Below are 17,603 nucleotides of genomic sequence, written 5' to 3' on the forward strand. Positions count from 1 at the left end.
CAACGCTCAAAGCTCGGTACGCAGCTTCCAGATCTCCGGGAACAGCACCACGTCGAGCATCTTGCGCAGATAACTCACCCCCCCCGTACCACCAGTGCCACGCTTAAAGCCGATGACGCGCTCGACCGTGGTCACATGCCGAAAGCGCCAAAGGCGAAAAGCGTCTTCGATGTCGGTCAGCTTCTCGCCTAGCTGGTACAGATCCCAGTGCGCGCGCGGATCGCGGTACACCACGAGCCATGCCGCTTCGACTGCATCGCTGGATTCATACGGCCGCGTCCAGTCGCGATCGAGATGGTCGGCTGGCACTGCGAGACCTTGACGTGCCAGGAGTCGCAACGACTCGTCGTACAAAGACGGCGAGCGCCATGCCGCTTCCACCTGGGCCAGCAGATCGGGCCGATGCGCATGGGGCTTGAGCATTGCGGGATTCTTGTTGCCGAGCGCGAACTCGATGCAGCGGTACTGCGCGCTCTGAAAGCCGCTGGAGTTGGCAAGGTACGGGCGCATCGCGCTGTACTCGGGCGGCGTCATCGTCGACAGCACGGTCCATGCACTCACCAGCTGTTCCATGATGCGCGTGACCCTCGCGAGCATCTTGAAAGCGTCCGGCAACTCCCCTGAAGCGACGCAGGCGATGGCGGCTTGCAGCTCGTGCAGCATGAGCTTCATCCAAAGCTCGCTGGTCTGGTGCTGGATGATGAAGAGCATCTCGTCGTGCGTCGGCGAGAGCGGGTGCTGCGCGTTCAGGATCTCGTCGAGATGCAGGTAGTCGCCGTAGCTCATCGACGTGCTGAAGTCGAGTTGCGCCTTCTCTTGCGCGACGATTTTTTCGGTGCTCATGGCGTGCTTCCGGTGCTCCTGGTGTTTCAGGTCACCGCGTTCTTCCGGTTGAACTCGGGGCGTTTCCATTCTTCGGTTTCGAGCACCTGCACGATGTGTTCCACGCTGTGCCAGACATCTTCGAAGCCGAGGTAAAGCGGCGTAAAGCCGAAGCGCAGGATGTGCGGCATTTGCGCATCGCCTGCGCGAAAGTCGCCGATCACGCCGCGTGCGATCAAGGCCTGCACGATGGCGTAGGCCGCGTTGGCATCCGCCTCGGCGGCATCCGCCATGGCGAGGGACACCTGCGAGCCGCGTTGCGCGTGGTCGCGCGGCGTGACGAGCGCGAAGCGATCGGGGCAACGTGCTTCGACCAGCGCAATGAACGCATCGGTGAGCGCGAGCGATTTGGTGCGCAATGCAGCCATGCTGCCGAAACCGCCGTTGAAGGCTTCGGCCGCGAGGACGGTGTCGAGACCGCATTCGAGGCCGGCGAGCGAGACGATGGGTTGGGTGCCGCAAAGGTATCGGCTCACACCCGGTGCAGGCCTGTAGTGCGGGGTGAATTCGAACGGCGCGGCATGGCCCCACCAACCGGACAGAGGTTGCTCGAACTGGCCCGCGTGCCGCGGGTGAACCCAGACGAAAGCCGGCGCGCCGGGGCCGCCGTTCAGGTACTTGTAGCTGCAGCCGACTGCGAAGTCGGCATCGCATTCATTGAGCGCGACGGGTACGGCGCCAGCGCTGTGCGCCAGGTCCCAGACGGTGAGCGCACCGGCGGCATGCGCGGCCGCGGTGACGGCCTTCATGTCGTGCATGGCGCCGGTGCGGTAGTTGACGTGCGTGAGCATCAGCACGGCCACTTCGTCGGTCAGCGATGCGGCAAGGTCGGCGGCTTCGATGAGCTTGAGCGTGAAGCCGCGCTCGCGGCAGAGCGACTCGGCGATGTAGAGGTCGGTCGGAAAGTTGCTGCGCTCGCTCACCACGACCTTGCGGTTCGATCCGCTCTGCGCGACCTGACTCAGCGCCGCGAACAGCACTTTGTACAGGTTGATCGACGTGCTGTCGGTACAGACAACTTCGCCCGGTGCTGCGCCGATAAGCCGCGCGACCTTGTCCCCGAGCCGCTGCGGCAAGTCGAACCAGCTTGCGGTGTTCCACGAGCGGATGAGGCCTTCGCCCCATTCCTTCGTGACGACTTCTGCAATGCGCGCGGGGGCCGATTTCGGCAGCACACCGAGCGAGTTGCCATCGAGGTAGATCACGCCCTCGGGCAGAGTGAACTGGTCGCGCAGGTTGCGCAGCGGGTCTTCGCGGTCGAGTGCGCGGCAGTCGTCGAGTGTCATGGTGGTGGAGCTCATTGGGGCAATTGGCGAAGGACGGCACGAACGGGGGAGGCATCGGCGCTGACGAGTTTGAGTGGCAGCGCGATCAATTCGTAGTCGCCTTCGGGAACGTCGTCGAGCACCAGGTTTTCGAGCACGCGAAGATTCAGTCGGCGGATGACCTGATGGCTGTCGAGCGTCTTGCTGTCGGCCGGGTCGATGCTCGCCGTGTCGATGCCGACGAGCAGCACGCCGAGCGCGGCAAGCCGTTCGATGGTGGCCGGCGCGTAGGCGGCTAGGTCGCCGTCCCAACGATCGACCGGTGCATGTTCGTAGGTGCGTACCAGAACGCGCGGCGGCAGGTCGGCGAGCGCATGCGCGATGTGCGACCACTCGATCAGCGGACCGCGCGCGATCACGTGAATGACGCGGCAAGTCCCGAGAAAGGGTGTGAGATCGAGGTCGCCGATGCTCGCGCCGTCAGCGTCGTAGTGCAGGGGTGCATCGGCATGCGCGCCGACGTGCGGTGACAGCTTGATCTCGCTCACGTTGACCGGGCAACCCGGCCCAATGCTGGCGGCCCAGCGCTGTTGGTACGGCGTGTCGCCGGGGAACACCGGTGCCCCTGCGTAAACCGGCGGCGAGATGTCCCAGAGGCGCAGCGCGGTGGAAGAGAAAGTCATGCAGCGAAGTTAGCGCCGCGCAAGGGGTCGTGGTGTCGGTTATTTCCAACAGCGCATGTGACTGAGTGAACGGCCGAACGAGCGTTAGCCTGTGCCGTCAAGAAGTCCTCGTGGAACGATATGCCCGCGCATCCCGGGGAAATGACCTACGGCACACGCCACCCTCACGAACGTGGTGCCGCGGTCCAGAGCTTCCTTCGCAAGAAATCAAAGCTTGCCGAGCAGCAAGAACTCCATCAGCGCTTTTTGCGCGTGCAGGCGATTCTCCGCCTCGTCCCACACCACCGATTGGGGCCCGTCGATGACATCGGCTTCGACTTCCTCGCCACGGTGTGCCGGCAGGCAGTGCATGAAGAGCGCGTCGGGTTGCGCCGCGCCCATCATTTCCGTGTCGACGCACCAATCGGCGAACGCGGCACGGCGCGCTTCGTTCTCCGCCTCGAAGCCCATGCTGGTCCAGACGTCGGTAGTGACCAGGTCGGCGCCGCGGCAGGCTTCCATCGGGTCCTCGAAGACTTTGTAGCTGTCGGTCGAGCGTATGCCGGCGACCGACTGGTCGACTTCGTAGCCGCTCGGCGTGCTCACATGAACCTTGAAGCCGAGGATCTCGCTGGCCTGCAGCCAGGTGTTGGCCATGTTGTTGCCGTCACCGACCCACGCCACCGTCTTGCCCCTGATCGAGCCACGGTGCTCGATGAAAGTGAAGATGTCGGCCAGGATCTGGCACGGATGGAATTCGTTGGTCAGGCCGTTGATGACCGGCACGCGCGAGTGCTCGGCAAACAGCTCGATCTTGTCTTGCCCGAAAGTCCGGATCATCACGATGTCGACCATGCGGCTGATGACTCTCGCGCTGTCTTCGATCGGCTCCGCGCGGCCGAGCTGGCTGTCGCCGGTGGTCAGATGCACCACGCTGCCGCCGAGCTGGTACATGCCCGTCTCGAAGCTCACGCGCGTGCGGGTCGAGGCTTTCTCGAAAATCATCGCCATCGTGCGGTCGGTCAGCGGCTGGTGCTTTTCGTAGGCTTTGAACTTCTGCTTGATGATCGCCGCGCGCTCGAACACATAGGCGTATTCGTCCGCGGTGAAGTCGGAGAACTGCAGGTAGTGGCGAACCGGCTGGCTGGTGGCTGCGGTCATTTGATCGGCTCCGCCAGAAAGGCTTTCACCAGCGGTGCGAGCAGGGCGACGATTTCGTCGGCCTCGGCCGTGCTCAGGATGAGCGGTGGCACCAGGCGGATCACACTGTCGGCCGTCACGCTCAGGAGCAGGCCCGCTTCGCAAGCGCGATTCAGGATGATGCCGCAGGGACGATCGAGTTCGATGCCGATCATCAGCCCCTGGCCGCGCACGTCCTTCACGCCCGCCAAGCCTTCGAACTCGCGCTCCAACGCCGCCTTCAAATGAGCGCCCACCTTAGCGGCGTTGTCGAGCAGCTTGTGCTCTTCCATGATGCGGATGGTTTCGACGCCGGCACGCATCGCCAGCGGGTTGCCGCCGAACGTGGTGCCGTGGTTGCCCGGGCCGAAGATGTGCGCGGCCCTCGGGCCGGCCACCACCGCACCAATCGGCACGCCCGAGCCCAGGCCCTTGGCCAGCGGCATCACGTCGGGCAAGATGCCGGCCCACTGGTGCGCGAACCACTTGCCGGTGCGACCCATGCCGCACTGCACCTCGTCGATCATCATCAGCCAGTCTTTCTGGTCGCACAGGGCGCGCACCTGCTTCATGTATTCCAGCGCCATCGGGTGGATCCCGCCTTCGCCCTGAATGGCCTCAAAGAACACGGCGACGACGTTCGGATTGCCTTGGGTGGCGTTCTTCAACGCCTCGATGTCGTTCAACGGCACACGGATAAAGCCTTCAACCAGCGGGCCGAAACCGGCCTGAATTTTCGGGTTGCCGGTGGCCGACAGCGTGGCGATGCTGCGGCCATGAAAGGCGTGCTCATAGACGACGATTTCAGGTCGCTCGATGCCCTTGTCATGACCGAACTTGCGCGCCAGCTTGAGGGCCGCCTCATTGGCTTCCAGACCGGTGCTGCAGAAAAACACGTTGGTCAGCCCCGACAGTTCGCAGAGCTTGGCGGCCAGTTGCTCCTGGCCGGGCACGTGGTAGTAATTGGAGCTGTGAATCAGCTTCGAAATTTGGTCCTGCAACGCCGGCACCAGCTCTGGATGGTTATGGCCGAGCGTGTTGACCGCGATGCCGCCCAGTCCGTCCAGATAAGCCTTGCCGTTGGTGTCCCAGACTCGGCAGCCCTGGCCGTGCGACAGCGCGATCGGCAGCCGACCGTAAGTGTTCATGACGTGGGGCGAGGTGGGTTGCACTGGGGCGCTCATGCGGTACTCCGGAAAAAGGAAGGGGAATTCTAGGCGGCGTCATCGTCGCAAGCGGTGACGATTCCGCATCACAGCAATGCCCTTGGCACGTCCTGTGCAGAGCGCATGGCTAAAATCATGGTGCACTGCAGCATCCTGTTGCAGTTCAACCCGATTCATGGACTCCCCCGCCTCTCAAGTCATCTTTGTTCAAGGCATCACGAGTGATGGCCGTGCATTTCGCCCCAGCGATTGGGCCGAACGTCTGGCGGGCGTCATGAGTTCGTTCAGGCCAGGCGGCGCCGTGCCAGGCGATCATTTGAGCTATTCGCCTTGGTGCGTTCCGACCACCATCAACGGCGTCAAATGCGTGATCGTGAATCGCGAACTGCGCGAGCACGAGGTCATGGCCTGGGACTTCGTCATGAACTTCGCCCGCGACAACGGGTTGCAGGTCGGTGAGGTTTGCGGCGTGCCGGATACCAAGAAGGCTTAGAACTCACATAGTGCAAAGAGCGCAGACATGAAAAAACCGCCCGAAGGCGGTTTTTTCACTTTGCTGCAGCGCACCCCGATCAAACGGCGGACGGGAGACCCGTCCGGGCTGTTTGCCTGACTGGTGTCAGGCGGCGGCCTTTTCAGGCGCCAGGACGAGGTTCTTGACCTTCGTCGAGAGGCGGCTCTTGTCGCGAGCTGCCTTGTTCTTGTGGAAGATGCCCTTGTCGGCAACCGTGTCCACAATGCTTTGTGCCTTGGCGAACAGTTCGGTCGCCTTGGTCTTGTCGCCGGCCAGAACAGCCTTTTCGACGTTCTTGACAGCGGTGCGGTACTTGGAGCGCAGCGAGGTATTCGCAGCGTTCAGTTTCGTGCCCTGACGGACGCGTTTACGGCCCGATGCGAGGCGGGGGTTCTTTTTCTTGGGTTTGGCTGATGCCATGATTCGGATCCTTTAGTGTCTGAGGATGATGCAGCAAAGCCTTCCATTATAGGCGGGGCCGGACAAGACGCCATCCGCAGCGGCACGGTGCGCACATACACTCGCCCGGTGTCACTTTTTCGCTCTGCCTCCACCGTCTCGCTGCTGACCCTGGCCTCGCGCATCACCGGCCTCGTGCGCGACGTACTGATGAGCTCGGTGTTCGGCGTCAGCGCGCTCACCGACGCTTTTTACGTCGCGTTTCGCATTCCCAACCTGTTTCGTCGCGTGCTCGGCGAAGGCGCCTTCAGTCAGGCCTTCGTACCCGTGCTGGCCGCCTGCAAGACGGAGCACGGCGACGAAGGCGCCAAGCAGCTCATAGACCACGTCGGCACGTTGCTGACCTGGACCCTTGTGGTGCTGTGCGTGGTCGGCGTCGTGGCCGCGCCGCTGATGGTGTGGGCGATGGCCAGTGGACTGAAGCAATCGGGCGGCTTCGACAGCGCGGTCGTCATGACGCGCTGGATGTTTCCGTACATCGGCTTCATGTCGCTGGTGGCGTTGGCGGGCGGCATTCTCAATACGTGGCGTAAGTTCGTCGTGCCCGCCGCGTCGCCGGTCTTGCTGAACCTGGCGCTGATTTCGTCGATCGTGCTCGGTGCGCCGCTTTTCAGGCGCTACGGCATCGAGCCCATCTATGCGCAATGCATCGGCGTGATGGTCGGCGGCATCTTGCAACTGGCGCTGCAAATTCCTGCGCTGCGCTCGCTCGGCATGCTGCCGCGCATCGGCGTGCGATGGGCCGCCCTCCGAGCTGCATGGGCCGACCCGACCACGCGCAAGATTCTCAGGCTGATGCTGCCTGCGCTCATCGGTGTCAGCGGCGCCCAGATTTCGCTGCTTATCAACACGCAGATCGCATCGCATCTGGCCGAAGGCAGCGTTACCTGGATCACCAACGCCGATCGGCTGATGGAGTTCCCCAGCGCGATGCTCGGCGTGGCGCTGGGCGTGGTGCTGATGCCGCAACTCGCCGCCGCGCGTGCCGCCAAGGACGACATCCGTTACTCGGCGATGCTCGATTGGGGCCTGCGCCTCGTGGTGCTGCTCACCGTGCCGTGCGCCGTCGCGCTGCTGGTGTTTCCGCAGCCGCTGGTAGCGGTGCTTTTTCACAACGGCGCGTTCAGCGCGCTCGACGTGCAGCGCACCACGGCGGCCTTGATGGGCTACGGCACCGGTCTGCTCGGCATCGTCGCCATCAAGGTGCTTGCCGCCGGCTACTACGCGCGGCACGACATGCGCACGCCAATGCGCATCAGCCTCGGCGCGCTGGCGTTGACGCAGGTGCTCAACATTTTTCTGGTGCCGCAGATGCAGCACGCGGGGCTGACCCTGTCGATCGGTATCGCGACGCTGGTGAATGCGCTGCTGCTGCTGATCGGCCTGCGCCGGGCCGGCAGCTTCAAGCCTGAACCCGGTTGGGGCCGCTTCATTGCGCAAGTGCTGGCCGGGACAGTGGTGCTGGGCGCGCTGCTTGTGTGGGGCAACCAGCACTTCGACTGGATCGCCCTGCGCGAACAGCGCCTGCTGCGTGTCGGGCTGCTGGCAGGCATCGTCGTGAGTGCCGCGGCCCTCTACTTTGCAACGCTGGCGCTGGTCGGCGTCAAGCTTCGCAGCTTCATGCGGCGTTGAGCTCGTCGACGCAGCGCTGAACGGGTCCGTGCGTCAGAGCTTGACGCTCCCGGATGCCTCCACTACAAAGACACATGTCCCTCCGCTTTTCAGCGCCCACCGCTCTTGAGTATTTCGGCTCGCTCGTGCAGAGCGACGACCACTTTCCGCTGCTCGAAGCCGCCGCTAGCCTGGCGCAGGATGAGTACCCCGAGCTCGATGTGCAACAGGTGCTCGGCGATGTCGACCAATTGCTGGCCCGGCTCAAGCGCCGCCTGCCGGCAGATGCCGCGCCGCTCCAACGGCTGCGGTTGCTCAACCAGTTCTTCTTTCACGATCTGAGTTTCGGCGGCAACGTCAACGACTACTACGACCCGGACAACAGCTATCTGAACGCCGTGCTGCGCACCCGCCGCGGCATCCCGATCTCGCTCGCGGTGCTGTGGATGGAGCTGGCGCAGGGGCTCGGGCTGCACGCACGCGGCGTTGCCTTTCCGGGTCACTTCATGTTGAAGGTGACCTTGCCGAAAGGACAGGTCGTGATCGACCCTTTCACCGGCAAATCACTCTCGCGCGAAGAACTCGGCGAGCGGCTCGAGCCGTACAAGCGCAGCAATGGCCTGGTCGACGATTTCGATGTGCCGCTCGGGCTGTACCTGCAGCCCGCGGCACCCCGTGAAATCATCGCGCGCATGCTGCGCAATCTGAAGGAAGTGCATCGCACGCAGGAAGACTGGCAACGCGCCATCGCGGTGCAGGATCGCCTCGTGGCCCTGTTGCCGGACGCATGGTCTGAGCACCGCGACCGCGGCCTTGCCCACGCCGAGCAGGGCAATACCTCGGAGGCGGTGCGCGATCTCGGAACCTACCTGACGAACGCCGACGACGCGCTCGACATCGACGTCATCGCCGAGCGTGTGGCCACGCTGCGGCGCGTGGCATGAGCACCGCGCCTGTTCCGCGGCTCGGCGTTGTCGACCTCGGCACGCTGCATCGATTCCACGGCATCCAGCCGTTGTTGCCCGTGGCCGATGCGGCGCGTGCCGCACGCTATTTCTGCGACGTGCTGGGCTTCGAGCTTGACTTCATCGCTGGCGAACCGCCGAGCTATGCGCGCGTCAAGAAGGGGGATCGCACCCACGGTGACCCGGTCTACATCCGCCTCTGGCAATGCAATGCGCGCGAGACGCGGCAGTGGCGGGGCGAGATCGTCATCCACGTCGGCCACGATGTCGACGGCTTGCACGAGGCTTACCTGAAGCGCGGCGTGACGGTGACCGAATCACCCGTCTCGCAGCCCTGGGGCCTGCGCGAGTTCGCAATTCGTGAACCCGACGGTCATGCGCTGCGCTTCTGCGGCTACGTCTAGGCGTCGCCGCCAAAACCAACCACCGCGCGCGCTGCGCCTGCAGATGACGCTATCAAATGGGTAGCGCGGCGGCAGTCGCAAACTGGGGTCGCAGCAACTTGGCACGCATCCTGCGCCACTACATGGCTATGTCCAATTCGTCCTTCCATGCCCTGCGCCAGCATTGGCGCGCGCTCGCTGCGCGCGCCCAACCATTGCGCGTGCTGCTCGCGCTCGGCGGCCTGATGGCCGCCTGCTGGCTGACCGAGCGGCAGGACGTGATGATCCCGCTCTTTCTTGGTGCCATCGCCAGCGCGCTGGCCGAAACCGACGACAGCTGGCGCGGCCGGTTTCGGGCGCAGGTGGTTACGCTGGCCTGCTTCGCGGCGGCGGCTTATTCGGTCGAATTCCTCTTCGATTGGCCGCCGCTGTTTATCGCCGCACTGGCGCTGACAGCCTTCGTGTTGACGATGCTCGGCGCCGTGGGAGCGCGCTACAAAGCCATCGCTTACGCAACGCTGATCCTGGCGCTGTACGCCACGCTCGCCGCCGACAACGCGCTGAGTTCCGGAGTGCCGCACGACCGTGAACCATTGCTCTTGCTGGCGGGCGCTGCCTGGTACGGCGTGCTGTCGGTGGCGTGGTGCGCCATGTTTCCTGCACAACCCGTGCAGGCGATGCTGGTGCGGCTCTTCACCGTGCTCGGTGACTACGTGCAGTTCAAGGCGTCGCTGTTCGAGCCGTTGCGGGACGTCAATATCGAGCACAAACGGCTCGCGTTGGCGCAGCTCAATGCGACCGTGGTGACCGAACTCAACAATGCCAAGGAAAGCATCTTTCGCCGCATCGGCGCACGGGCGCCGACCGGTCGCATCGCACGCTATCGCGGCCTGTACCTGATCGCGCAGGATGTGCACGAGCGGGCGAGTTCGTCTCACGATGACTACAACGCGCTGGCCGATGCGTTCTTTCACAGCGACCTGCTCTATCGCTGCCAGCGTGTGCTCGGGCTGCAGGGGCGCGCCTGCCAACAACTGGGGCAGTCGATCGCGCGGCGCGAGCCATTCGTGTCAGACGGCTACAGCGTTCAGGCGCTAGCCGAACTGCGGAATGCCCTTGAACATGCGCGCGCCGAAGCGGACGCGCATTCCCCGGACGCGGTCAAGTCAGAGGATCGCGCGGCGCGGGCGGCCTTGCTGCCGTCCGTCGAAGCGCTGGCGCGCAACCTCGCGCAGCTCGACGGTCAACTGGCCGGCGCCAGCAACACCGCGCACCCGGCCGCGGGCCTCGGCCGCACCGACATGAGCCTGCTCGACCGGTCGCCGCGCTCCTGGCGCGATGCCGCCGAGCGCGTGCAACGGCAGTTCACGCCGCGCGCACCGCTGTTTCGCCATGCCATGCGGTTGGCCATTGCGCTGACCGTCGGTTACGGCGTAATGCGCGCGATCCATCCGGCGCAGGGCTACTGGATTTTGCTCACCACGCTCTTCGTCTGCCAGCAAAGCTATGGCGACACCGTTGCGCGAATGGGGCAGCGCATCGCCGGAACCGTGATCGGTGTCGTGGTGGGCTGGGCCTTGCTCGATCTTTTTCCGCAGCCATTGCTGCAATCGATGATCGCCGTGGCCGCCGGCGTGCTCTTCTTCGCGACGCGCACCACGCGCTATCTCGTTGCCACCGCGGCGATGACTTTGCTGGTGCTGATGTGCTTCAACCAGGTCGGCGACAGCGAGGTGTTGATCGTGCCGCGCCTGCTCGACACTGCCATCGGCAGCATCATCGCCGGGCTCGCCGTGCTGTTCGTGCTGCCGCACTGGCAGGGTCGGCGCATTCACGAACTGGCGGCGCTGGCGATGCGGCACCACGCGGGCTATCTGCGGCAGATCGTCGAGCAATATCGTTCGGGCGCCCGCGACGATCTCGACTACCGTCTTGCACGACGCAATGCGCACAACTCGGATGCAGCGCTGTCGACGGCAGTTTCCGAGATGTTCCGTGAGCCGAATTTCGTGCGGCCGCGTGCCGGCGTGGCCCTGCGCTTTTTGATCCAGTCGCACACCATGCTGAGCTATCTGTCGGCGCTCGGCGCCCATCGCGAGGTGTTGCGGGACGTACCGCGTGCGGTCGTCTTGCGCGAAGCGGCCGAACAGGCTGCGCTGGCGTTAGAACGTTTGACCGAGGGGCTTGGCGGCAGCAATCTTTACTGGAACGAGACGCCGGCTGCATTGGCCGCGCGCGCAGCTCTCAATGCACTGGCCGAAGACATCACGGAAGGCGCTGACGATGCGCAAGTTCGTCTGGTGCGAACGCAGCTCGCGTTGATCTGGTTGCAGCTCGATGCACTGCGCAGCCATGCGGCGAAGTGGATGGACCCGGATGCACCGGAAGCCACGCCGGTACCGAACCCGGCTGCAGCGGCCACCTGACCAGACATCGCCGCTTCACACCAGCCGATTCGCTTCCAGCTCTTTCTTCAGGTACGCATAGAACAGCGGTGCCGCCACCAGCCCGGCAGGCCCGAAAACCGCTTCGGCCACGAACATCACGGCCAGCAACTCCCACACCGCCATGTGTGTCTTGGTGCCGACCACTTTGGCGTTGATGACGTACTCGCCCTTGTGGATCACGATGAGAAATACGAGGCATGCAGCGGCAGCCGCAGGCGACACCGACAGGCCGACCAGCGTCAATACCGTGTTGCACAAGAGATTGCCTACGATCGGCACCAACCCCGCCACGAATGTCAAGGTGATCAGCGCCGGCTCGTATGGCAGACGCATGCCCCACAACGGCAGCAGCAGCAAGAGAAAGCCTGCGGTAAGCAGCGTGTTGAACGCTGCAATCCAGAACTGGGCTGCGACGATTTGCCGAAAGGCTTCGCCGAACAACCGTATGCGCTGCTCCAATTGCGTCGCCAGCGGACCTTGCATCAGATGCCCGCGCGAGACGCCGGCCAGCGCACCGACGATCAACCCGACGTAAGCGAACAGCAATCCGCCCAGCCAGGCCCGGCCCGTGAGCGCCAGCGCGCCAGCTTGCGTACGCAAATAGCTGGCAACCATGCGCTGAACCTCCGCAGCGCCGTCGGGCAGATACACGCTCACTGTCTCAGGCAGCTTGAGCTTCAGTTCGAGCACGGTGCGCGCGATGTAATCCAGCAATTCCTTGTATTGCTCCGGCGCATTGAGAACGAACTCGCGCGCCTCGGCGAAGACGAGCGCGACCAGCCCGATGGGGGCGAGCACCACGAAAGCAGCCGCGAGCACGCCGGGCAAGGTCGATGTGATCGGATGACCCATGCGGGCGGGCAGAGCGCGGCGCACCAGACTCTCGATACCGCGCGCAAACGCGCGGGTCGCAAGAAATCCGATGCAAACGAACAGCAGGCCGGGAAGCAGGTCTTTCCACATCACCAGCAGCAGTCCGCCGGTGATGAGCAGGTAACTCGCGATCACGACGGTGCGAGACGCAGGTCGCTCGGCCGCTGTGACGCGCGGCGGCTGCGCACTGCTGCGAGCGAGAACTGCAGATTCGGGAGACTTGTTCGAACGGGCCATGTGCCGGTGTGATGCAAACGGGCGGACAGAGACGGACGGACTGACGTCTGCTCAGGCCACGACGACAGCAGCGCCATCGCCGCGCGCGGCGATCGTGCCGATCTCGTACACCGCTTCACCGGCGGCTCGCAGCGTTTCGGCGCAGGCGGCGGCTTCGGCTGCGTCGAGCACGACCACCATGCCGATGCCGTTGTTGAAGGTCCGGTTCATTTCGATGTCGTCGATGCCAGCGATCTTTTGCAGCCACGCAAAGAGCTCGGTCTTTGGCCAGCTGCCCTTCTTCAGGTGCGCGGCGGTGCCTTCTGGCAGCACGCGCGGAATGTTCTCGAGCAAACCGCCGCCGGTGATGTGTGCCAGCGCCTTGATCGGATGGGCAGCGAGCGCTGCGAGCACCGGCTTCACATACAGCCGCGTCGGCTGCATCACCGCTTGGCGGAAGGGCTGACCATCGAGCGTCGCGGGCAAGCCGTCACCGTCGGGTTGCTGCGCCCGCTCGATCACCTTGCGCACCAGGCTGAACCCGTTGGAATGCACGCCGCTCGAGGCGAGGCCGAGCACCACGTCGCCGGGTTGGACGCTCTGACCGGTCAGGATCTTCGATTTTTCGACAACGCCGACGGCAAAGCCCGCGAGGTCGTATTCGCCGTTCGGGTACATGCCCGGCATCTCGGCCGTCTCGCCCCCAATCAGCGCGCAGCCGCTGAGTTCGCAACCCAGTGCGATGCCGCCGACCACGGCTGCCGCGGTGTCGACGTCGAGCTTGCCGCAGGCGAAATAGTCGAGAAAGAAAAGCGGCTCGGCGCCTTGCACCAGCACGTCGTTGACGCTCATGGCGACGAGGTCGATGCCGACCGTGTCGTGCATCTGCCATTCGAAAGCCAGTTTGAGCTTGGTGCCGACGCCATCGGTGCCGCTCACCAGCACCGGCTCCTTGTAGCGCTTGGGCACTTCGAAGAGTGCGCCGAAGCCGCCGATGCCAGCCAAAACGCCTTCGCGCATCGTCTTCTTCGCGAGCGGTTTGATGCGCTCGATCAGCGCGTCGCCGGCATCGATATCGACGCCGGCATCCTTGTAGCTGAGCGGGGTGGACGAAGAAGAAGTCATGGGCGGTCGATAGAAGAAGAGGGCTGAACAGAGACAGGCGCCGGCGACCATGGTGGCCGGGCCGATAGAATTCCTCACGATTTTAAGGGCCGCGACACCTCGCTCCATTGGCCTCCTCCATGAACCTTCCGGGATGAAACAGCTGGCGCTCGACATCGGCATTGCCACAGGTCCGACCTTCGCGGGCTTCTTTGCGGGCCCGAACGAAGCGACGCTGCGGCATCTGCAGTTGTGGGTCGGTGCCGGTGCAGGCCCCGCATTGCATTCCCCGGTTCCGACGTACCTGTGGGGCGAAGGCGGCAGCGGCAAGACGCATTTGCTCGAATCGGTTCGGGTCGCGTTGCGGGAGCAAGGCGCAACCGTCGGCTGGCTGCATGCAGGTGTGATCGAGCCGATCGAGTTCGATGAGCGATGGAGCGCCGTGCTGATGGACGACGTCCATCTCTACACGGCGGTGCAGCAGCACGCGGCCTTTAACTGGTTCGTCAATGCGCAGACGCTTCAGCGTGGCGTGGTGGCAGCGGGCGCGCTGCCGCCGGCCGACTTGCCGTTGCGTGAAGACTTGCGCACACGGCTTGGCTGGGGGCACGTGTTTCACTTGCAGGTGTTGAGCGAACCCGAGCGCCGCGCGGTGTTGCGCCAGGCCGCCGATGCCCGCGGCGTCATGTTGTCGGACGATGTGCTCGACTATGTGCTGCATCGATTCAGCCGCGACCTGGGAAGCCTGATGGAGCTGTTGGATCAGCTCGACGGCTATGCACTGCAAACGCAGCGCGCGATCACGATCCCGTTGATTCGCGCGATGCTTGAAAATGAGTAAGAGCTACCAAACACAATGATCAAGACATTCATCGACAAACTGCTCGGCAAATCCGCCGACGGCTCCCGCGGCAAAAGCCGCTTCGGCAAGCGCCAGGAGGTCGCCGCATCGGTGCACGGGATCGACCCGGCACTGGTCGATGAGCGCGCAAAAAACGTGGTCACCACGCTTCAACAGGCCGGCTTTGAGGCGTATGTCGTCGGCGGTGCAGTGCGCGACTTGCTGCTCGGCCTGCGGCCCAAGGACTTCGACGTGGCGACCAACGCGACGCCGGAGCAAGTCAAGGGGCTCTTTCGCCGCGCCTTCATCATCGGCCGGCGCTTTCGCATCGTGCACGTGGTGTACGGCCGTGGCCGCGAACATGAAGTGATCGAAGTTTCGACCTTTCGCGCCTACATGGACAACGCCGCCGCCGAGCAGGTCGCCGGTAACGAGCGCACCAGCAAGGGCGAACTGGCCAGCATGAAACATGCGGTCGACGCCAGCGGCCGCGTGCTGCGCGACAACGTCTGGGGCCCGCAGGAAGAAGACGCGGCGCGCCGCGACTTCACCGTCAACGCGATGTACTACGACCCCGCCAATCAGGTGGTCGTCGACTATCACAACGGCATCAAGGACGCGCAGAAGCTGACGCTCCGGATGATCGGCGACCCGGCCACGCGCTACCGTGAAGACCCGGTGCGCATCATTCGCGCAATCCGTTTCTCGGCCAAGCTGGCTGCGCTCGGCTTCAAGATGGAAGCGAAAACGGCCGCGCCATTGATCGAGTCCAGCAAACTGCTGGCCGACGTGCCGCAGAGCCGCTTGTTCGACGAGATGCTGAAGTTGCTGCAAACCGGGCACGCGATTGCAACAGTCGCACAGCTGCGCAAGCTCGGGCTCGCCAAGGGCATCTATCCGCTGCTCGATGTGGTGGTCGAGCGGGCCGACCAGGCCTTCGTCAAAGCCGCATTGATCGACACCGACCGCCGTGTCGGTGAAGGAAAGCCGGTGGCGCCGAGCTTCTTGCTGGCCTGCGTGCTGTGGGCCGATGTGCGCGACGGCTGGGCAGCGCGACTCGAAGGCCGCAACGGACAACGCGGCCAGCCGGCCTATCCGGCACTGCAGGACGCGATCGACGATGTCTTCAATTCGCGCATCGGCGACGTGTCGGGTCGCGGCAAGCTGGCCGCCGACATGCGAGAAATCTGGATGATGCAGCCGCGATTCGACAAGCGCAGCGGCGCGACGCCGTACAGCCTGGTCGAACAGGCACGCTTTCGCGCCGCGTTCGACTTCATGCGGTTGCGCGCCGATGTCGGTGAGATCAGCGAGGCCATCGGCGAGTGGTGGCAGGAATTCAGCACGGCAGACGACCTGCGCCGGCAAGACCTGATGGACCAGGTCCGCGACGAACAGAAAACGAGACAACGGGTGCGCGTCCGCGATCCGCTGCCGAAGGACAGTGCGTCGCCGAACGCGCCGCGTGAGCCGCAGGATGTTCGTGGTATCGGCGGTGACCAGGACGATCGCGGTGATCGCGGTGAACGCGATGAGGCCGATGCGCCGGGCGGTGAGTTCCCGCAAGAGGGCGAGGGTACGGCTGCACCGCGCAAACGACGTCGCCGGCGCAAGCCGCGCGCGGGCGGTGGCGGCGAAGGCAGCGACGGCGGTGCAGAGGGCGATGGGGGCGCTGCAGCAGCATGAGCCGATCTCCAGCGCGTCCGGCCGGACGGCCCAACAGCGGACCGCCACGCGGCGCGCCGCCCCGGCGTGCCGCCAGCGGCAAGGGCGCGCCGTCGAAGCGTTCGGCTGCGCCGGTGCGGCGGGGCCGGGACGAGTACCCGACGGTGTCTGCCTACGTCGGGCTCGGCGCCAACCTGGGCGATGCAGCGGCCACGGTGCAAGAGGCGATGACTGCGCTCGGCGCGTTGCAGCGAACCGTCGTCACCGCACGCTCGTCGCTCTACCGTAGCGAGCCCGTCAATGCAGAAGGGCCGGATTTCGTGAATGCGGTTGTGGCCTTGCGCACCGGCCTCGATGCCGAGCAGTTGCTCGCTGCGTTGCAGCGTCTCGAAGAAGCTGCCGGACGCGAACGGCCGTTTCCCAATGCACCGCGCACGCTCGATCTCGATCTGTTGATGTATGCCAACACGGTGCGCAACAGCGACACGCTCACGCTGCCGCATCCGCGCATGCGCGAACGCGCCTTCGTGCTCAAGCCACTGGCGGAGATCGCGCCCGACAAGGTGCCTGCTGCCGCGCTGGCGCGTGTCTCGGGCCAGGTGGTCAAGCGCATCGTCTGAGCGCGCGGCCGCCTTCGCGGCCGGCCATTACACTTGCGCGGTTTTTCACAGCGGCGTCATGAACGTGTGTTAGCCGCGCATTCAGGAGAGCGCTATGTTCGGCAAGCTGCTGCCCCGCGAGGGGAATTTTTTCGAGATGTTCAACCAGCACGCCGAGCGCATCGTCGAGGCCGCACGTGCTTTCGAGAATCTCGTTGCCAACTACAACGATGTCCACCTGCGTGAGCAATACAACCGCGATGTCGACAATGCCGAGCGTGCAGCCGATCGCGTGACGCACGACGTCAACCGGTTGATCCACAAGACCTTCATCACGCCGATCGATCGCGAGCAGATCCACAAGCTCATCAACACGATGGACGATGTGGCCGATCTGATCCAGGACTCTGCCGAAACCATGGCGCTGTACGACGTGCGCCACATGACCGACGAGATCGTGCGACTCACCGCGCTCAGCGTTAAGTGCTGCGACCGCCTGAAAGACGCAGTCAAGTTTCTCGGCAAGATCGCCGACCCGGCCGTGGCCGAGGCGGTGCTGAAGACCTGCGAAGAGATCGACCGGCTCGAATCCGACGCCGACCGCGTGATGCGCAGCGCCATGAGCAAGCTCTTTCGCGAAGAGCCCGATGTGCGCGAAGTCATCAAGCTGAAGGCCATCTACGAACTTCTCGAAACCATCACCGACAAATGCGAAGACGTGGCGAACGTGATCGAGGGCATCGTCCTCGAGAACTCGTGAACCGGTAAGCGC

17 protein-coding genes are annotated in these 17,603 nt (G+C 64.3%); 9 read left to right on the forward strand and 8 right to left on the reverse strand.

The genetic code is table 11. The features are described from left to right. Positions 1–6: 6 nt before the first annotated feature. The 5 genes from kynA to QN397_RS10200 form a co-directional block, all read right to left on the reverse strand. Positions 7–843 carry a tryptophan 2,3-dioxygenase gene (gene kynA, locus QN397_RS10180; RefSeq protein WP_323496588.1) on the reverse strand — a complete coding sequence of 279 codons (837 nt, stop codon included), beginning with the start codon at positions 841–843 and terminating at the stop codon, positions 7–9. A 26-nt stretch (positions 844–869) separates the two neighbouring features. Beyond that, positions 870–2,183 (reverse strand): kynureninase, encoded by a 1,314-nt coding sequence (kynU, locus tag QN397_RS10185; protein WP_323496587.1) that lies wholly within the window; start codon positions 2,181–2,183, stop codon positions 870–872. Further along, positions 2,180–2,830 (reverse strand): arylformamidase, encoded by a 651-nt coding sequence (gene kynB / locus QN397_RS10190; protein ID WP_323496586.1) that lies wholly within the window; start codon positions 2,828–2,830, stop codon positions 2,180–2,182. Before kynB ends, kynU begins: the two co-directional genes overlap by 4 nt. A 207-nt stretch (positions 2,831–3,037) precedes the next feature. Further along, positions 3,038–3,970 (reverse strand): ornithine carbamoyltransferase, encoded by a 933-nt coding sequence (argF, locus tag QN397_RS10195; RefSeq protein WP_323496585.1) that lies wholly within the window; start codon positions 3,968–3,970, stop codon positions 3,038–3,040. Continuing rightward, positions 3,967–5,172 (reverse strand): aspartate aminotransferase family protein, encoded by a 1,206-nt coding sequence (locus QN397_RS10200; protein ID WP_323496584.1) that lies wholly within the window; start codon positions 5,170–5,172, stop codon positions 3,967–3,969. The genes argF and QN397_RS10200 overlap by 4 nt, the downstream gene beginning before the upstream one ends. A 157-nt stretch (positions 5,173–5,329) precedes the next feature. Here QN397_RS10200 and QN397_RS10205 point away from each other — a divergent pair, with 157 nt between their 5' ends. Further along, entirely contained in the window at positions 5,330–5,647 is a 318-nt protein-coding gene (locus QN397_RS10205; RefSeq protein WP_323496583.1) for a DUF3579 domain-containing protein, read from the forward strand. Between the two features lie 126 nt (positions 5,648–5,773). Here QN397_RS10205 and rpsT read toward each other — a convergent pair whose 3' ends face one another. Continuing rightward, a complete protein-coding gene (rpsT, locus tag QN397_RS10210; protein ID WP_187052670.1) occupies positions 5,774–6,088 on the reverse strand; it encodes a 30S ribosomal protein S20 in 315 nt (104 codons plus the stop codon). Between the two features lie 108 nt (positions 6,089–6,196). On the opposite strand from rpsT, the gene murJ reads away from it, so the two are divergent. The 4 genes from murJ to yccS all read left to right on the forward strand — a co-directional run bounded on the left by murJ (position 6,197) and on the right by yccS (position 11,512). After that, positions 6,197–7,759: a murein biosynthesis integral membrane protein MurJ gene (gene murJ / locus QN397_RS10215; RefSeq protein WP_323496582.1), complete on the forward strand. Its 1,563-nt coding sequence runs from the start codon at positions 6,197–6,199 to the stop codon at positions 7,757–7,759. A gap of 74 nt (positions 7,760–7,833) precedes the next feature. Then, positions 7,834–8,682 (forward strand): transglutaminase-like domain-containing protein, encoded by an 849-nt coding sequence (locus QN397_RS10220; protein WP_323496581.1) that lies wholly within the window; start codon positions 7,834–7,836, stop codon positions 8,680–8,682. Further along, positions 8,679–9,107: a VOC family protein gene (locus QN397_RS10225; RefSeq protein ID WP_323496580.1), complete on the forward strand. Its 429-nt coding sequence runs from the start codon at positions 8,679–8,681 to the stop codon at positions 9,105–9,107. The genes QN397_RS10220 and QN397_RS10225 overlap by 4 nt, the downstream gene beginning before the upstream one ends. Positions 9,108–9,235: 128 nt before the next feature. Beyond that, positions 9,236–11,512 carry a YccS family putative transporter gene (gene yccS, locus QN397_RS10230; protein ID WP_323496579.1) on the forward strand — a complete coding sequence of 759 codons (2,277 nt, stop codon included), beginning with the start codon at positions 9,236–9,238 and terminating at the stop codon, positions 11,510–11,512. A gap of 15 nt (positions 11,513–11,527) precedes the next feature. Here the strand turns inward: yccS and QN397_RS10235 are convergent, their stop codons facing one another. Continuing rightward, complete coding sequence (locus QN397_RS10235) at positions 11,528–12,643, reverse strand: AI-2E family transporter (protein WP_323496578.1); 1,116 nt, start codon at positions 12,641–12,643, stop codon at positions 11,528–11,530. A 51-nt stretch (positions 12,644–12,694) separates the two neighbouring features. Further along, positions 12,695–13,747 (reverse strand): phosphoribosylformylglycinamidine cyclo-ligase, encoded by a 1,053-nt coding sequence (purM, locus tag QN397_RS10240; protein ID WP_323496577.1) that lies wholly within the window; start codon positions 13,745–13,747, stop codon positions 12,695–12,697. A gap of 133 nt (positions 13,748–13,880) precedes the next feature. On the opposite strand from purM, the gene hda reads away from it, so the two are divergent. The 4 genes from hda (at position 13,881) to QN397_RS10260 (ending at position 17,591) form a co-directional block, all read left to right on the forward strand. Next, the gene (gene hda, locus QN397_RS10245) at positions 13,881–14,567 is read left to right on the forward strand and encodes a DnaA regulatory inactivator Hda (RefSeq protein ID WP_323496576.1); all 687 of its coding nucleotides are present in this window, start codon (positions 13,881–13,883) and stop codon (positions 14,565–14,567) included. 15 nt (positions 14,568–14,582) lie between these two features. Next, positions 14,583–16,253, forward strand: coding sequence for a polynucleotide adenylyltransferase PcnB (gene pcnB / locus QN397_RS10250; RefSeq protein ID WP_323496575.1), 1,671 nt, complete (start codon positions 14,583–14,585; stop codon positions 16,251–16,253). Beyond that, positions 16,250–16,852, forward strand: coding sequence for a 2-amino-4-hydroxy-6-hydroxymethyldihydropteridine diphosphokinase (gene folK, locus QN397_RS10255; protein WP_187052661.1), 603 nt, complete (start codon positions 16,250–16,252; stop codon positions 16,850–16,852). The genes pcnB and folK overlap by 4 nt, the downstream gene beginning before the upstream one ends. 94 nt (positions 16,853–16,946) lie before the next feature. After that, entirely contained in the window at positions 16,947–17,591 is a 645-nt protein-coding gene (locus tag QN397_RS10260; RefSeq protein ID WP_187052660.1) for a DUF47 domain-containing protein, read from the forward strand. Positions 17,592–17,603: the final 12 nt, after the last annotated feature.

Origin of the sequence: Variovorax sp. RTB1 (assembly GCF_035018765.1) — a bacterium.
Lineage (GTDB): Bacteria > Pseudomonadota > Gammaproteobacteria > Burkholderiales > Burkholderiaceae_C > Variovorax.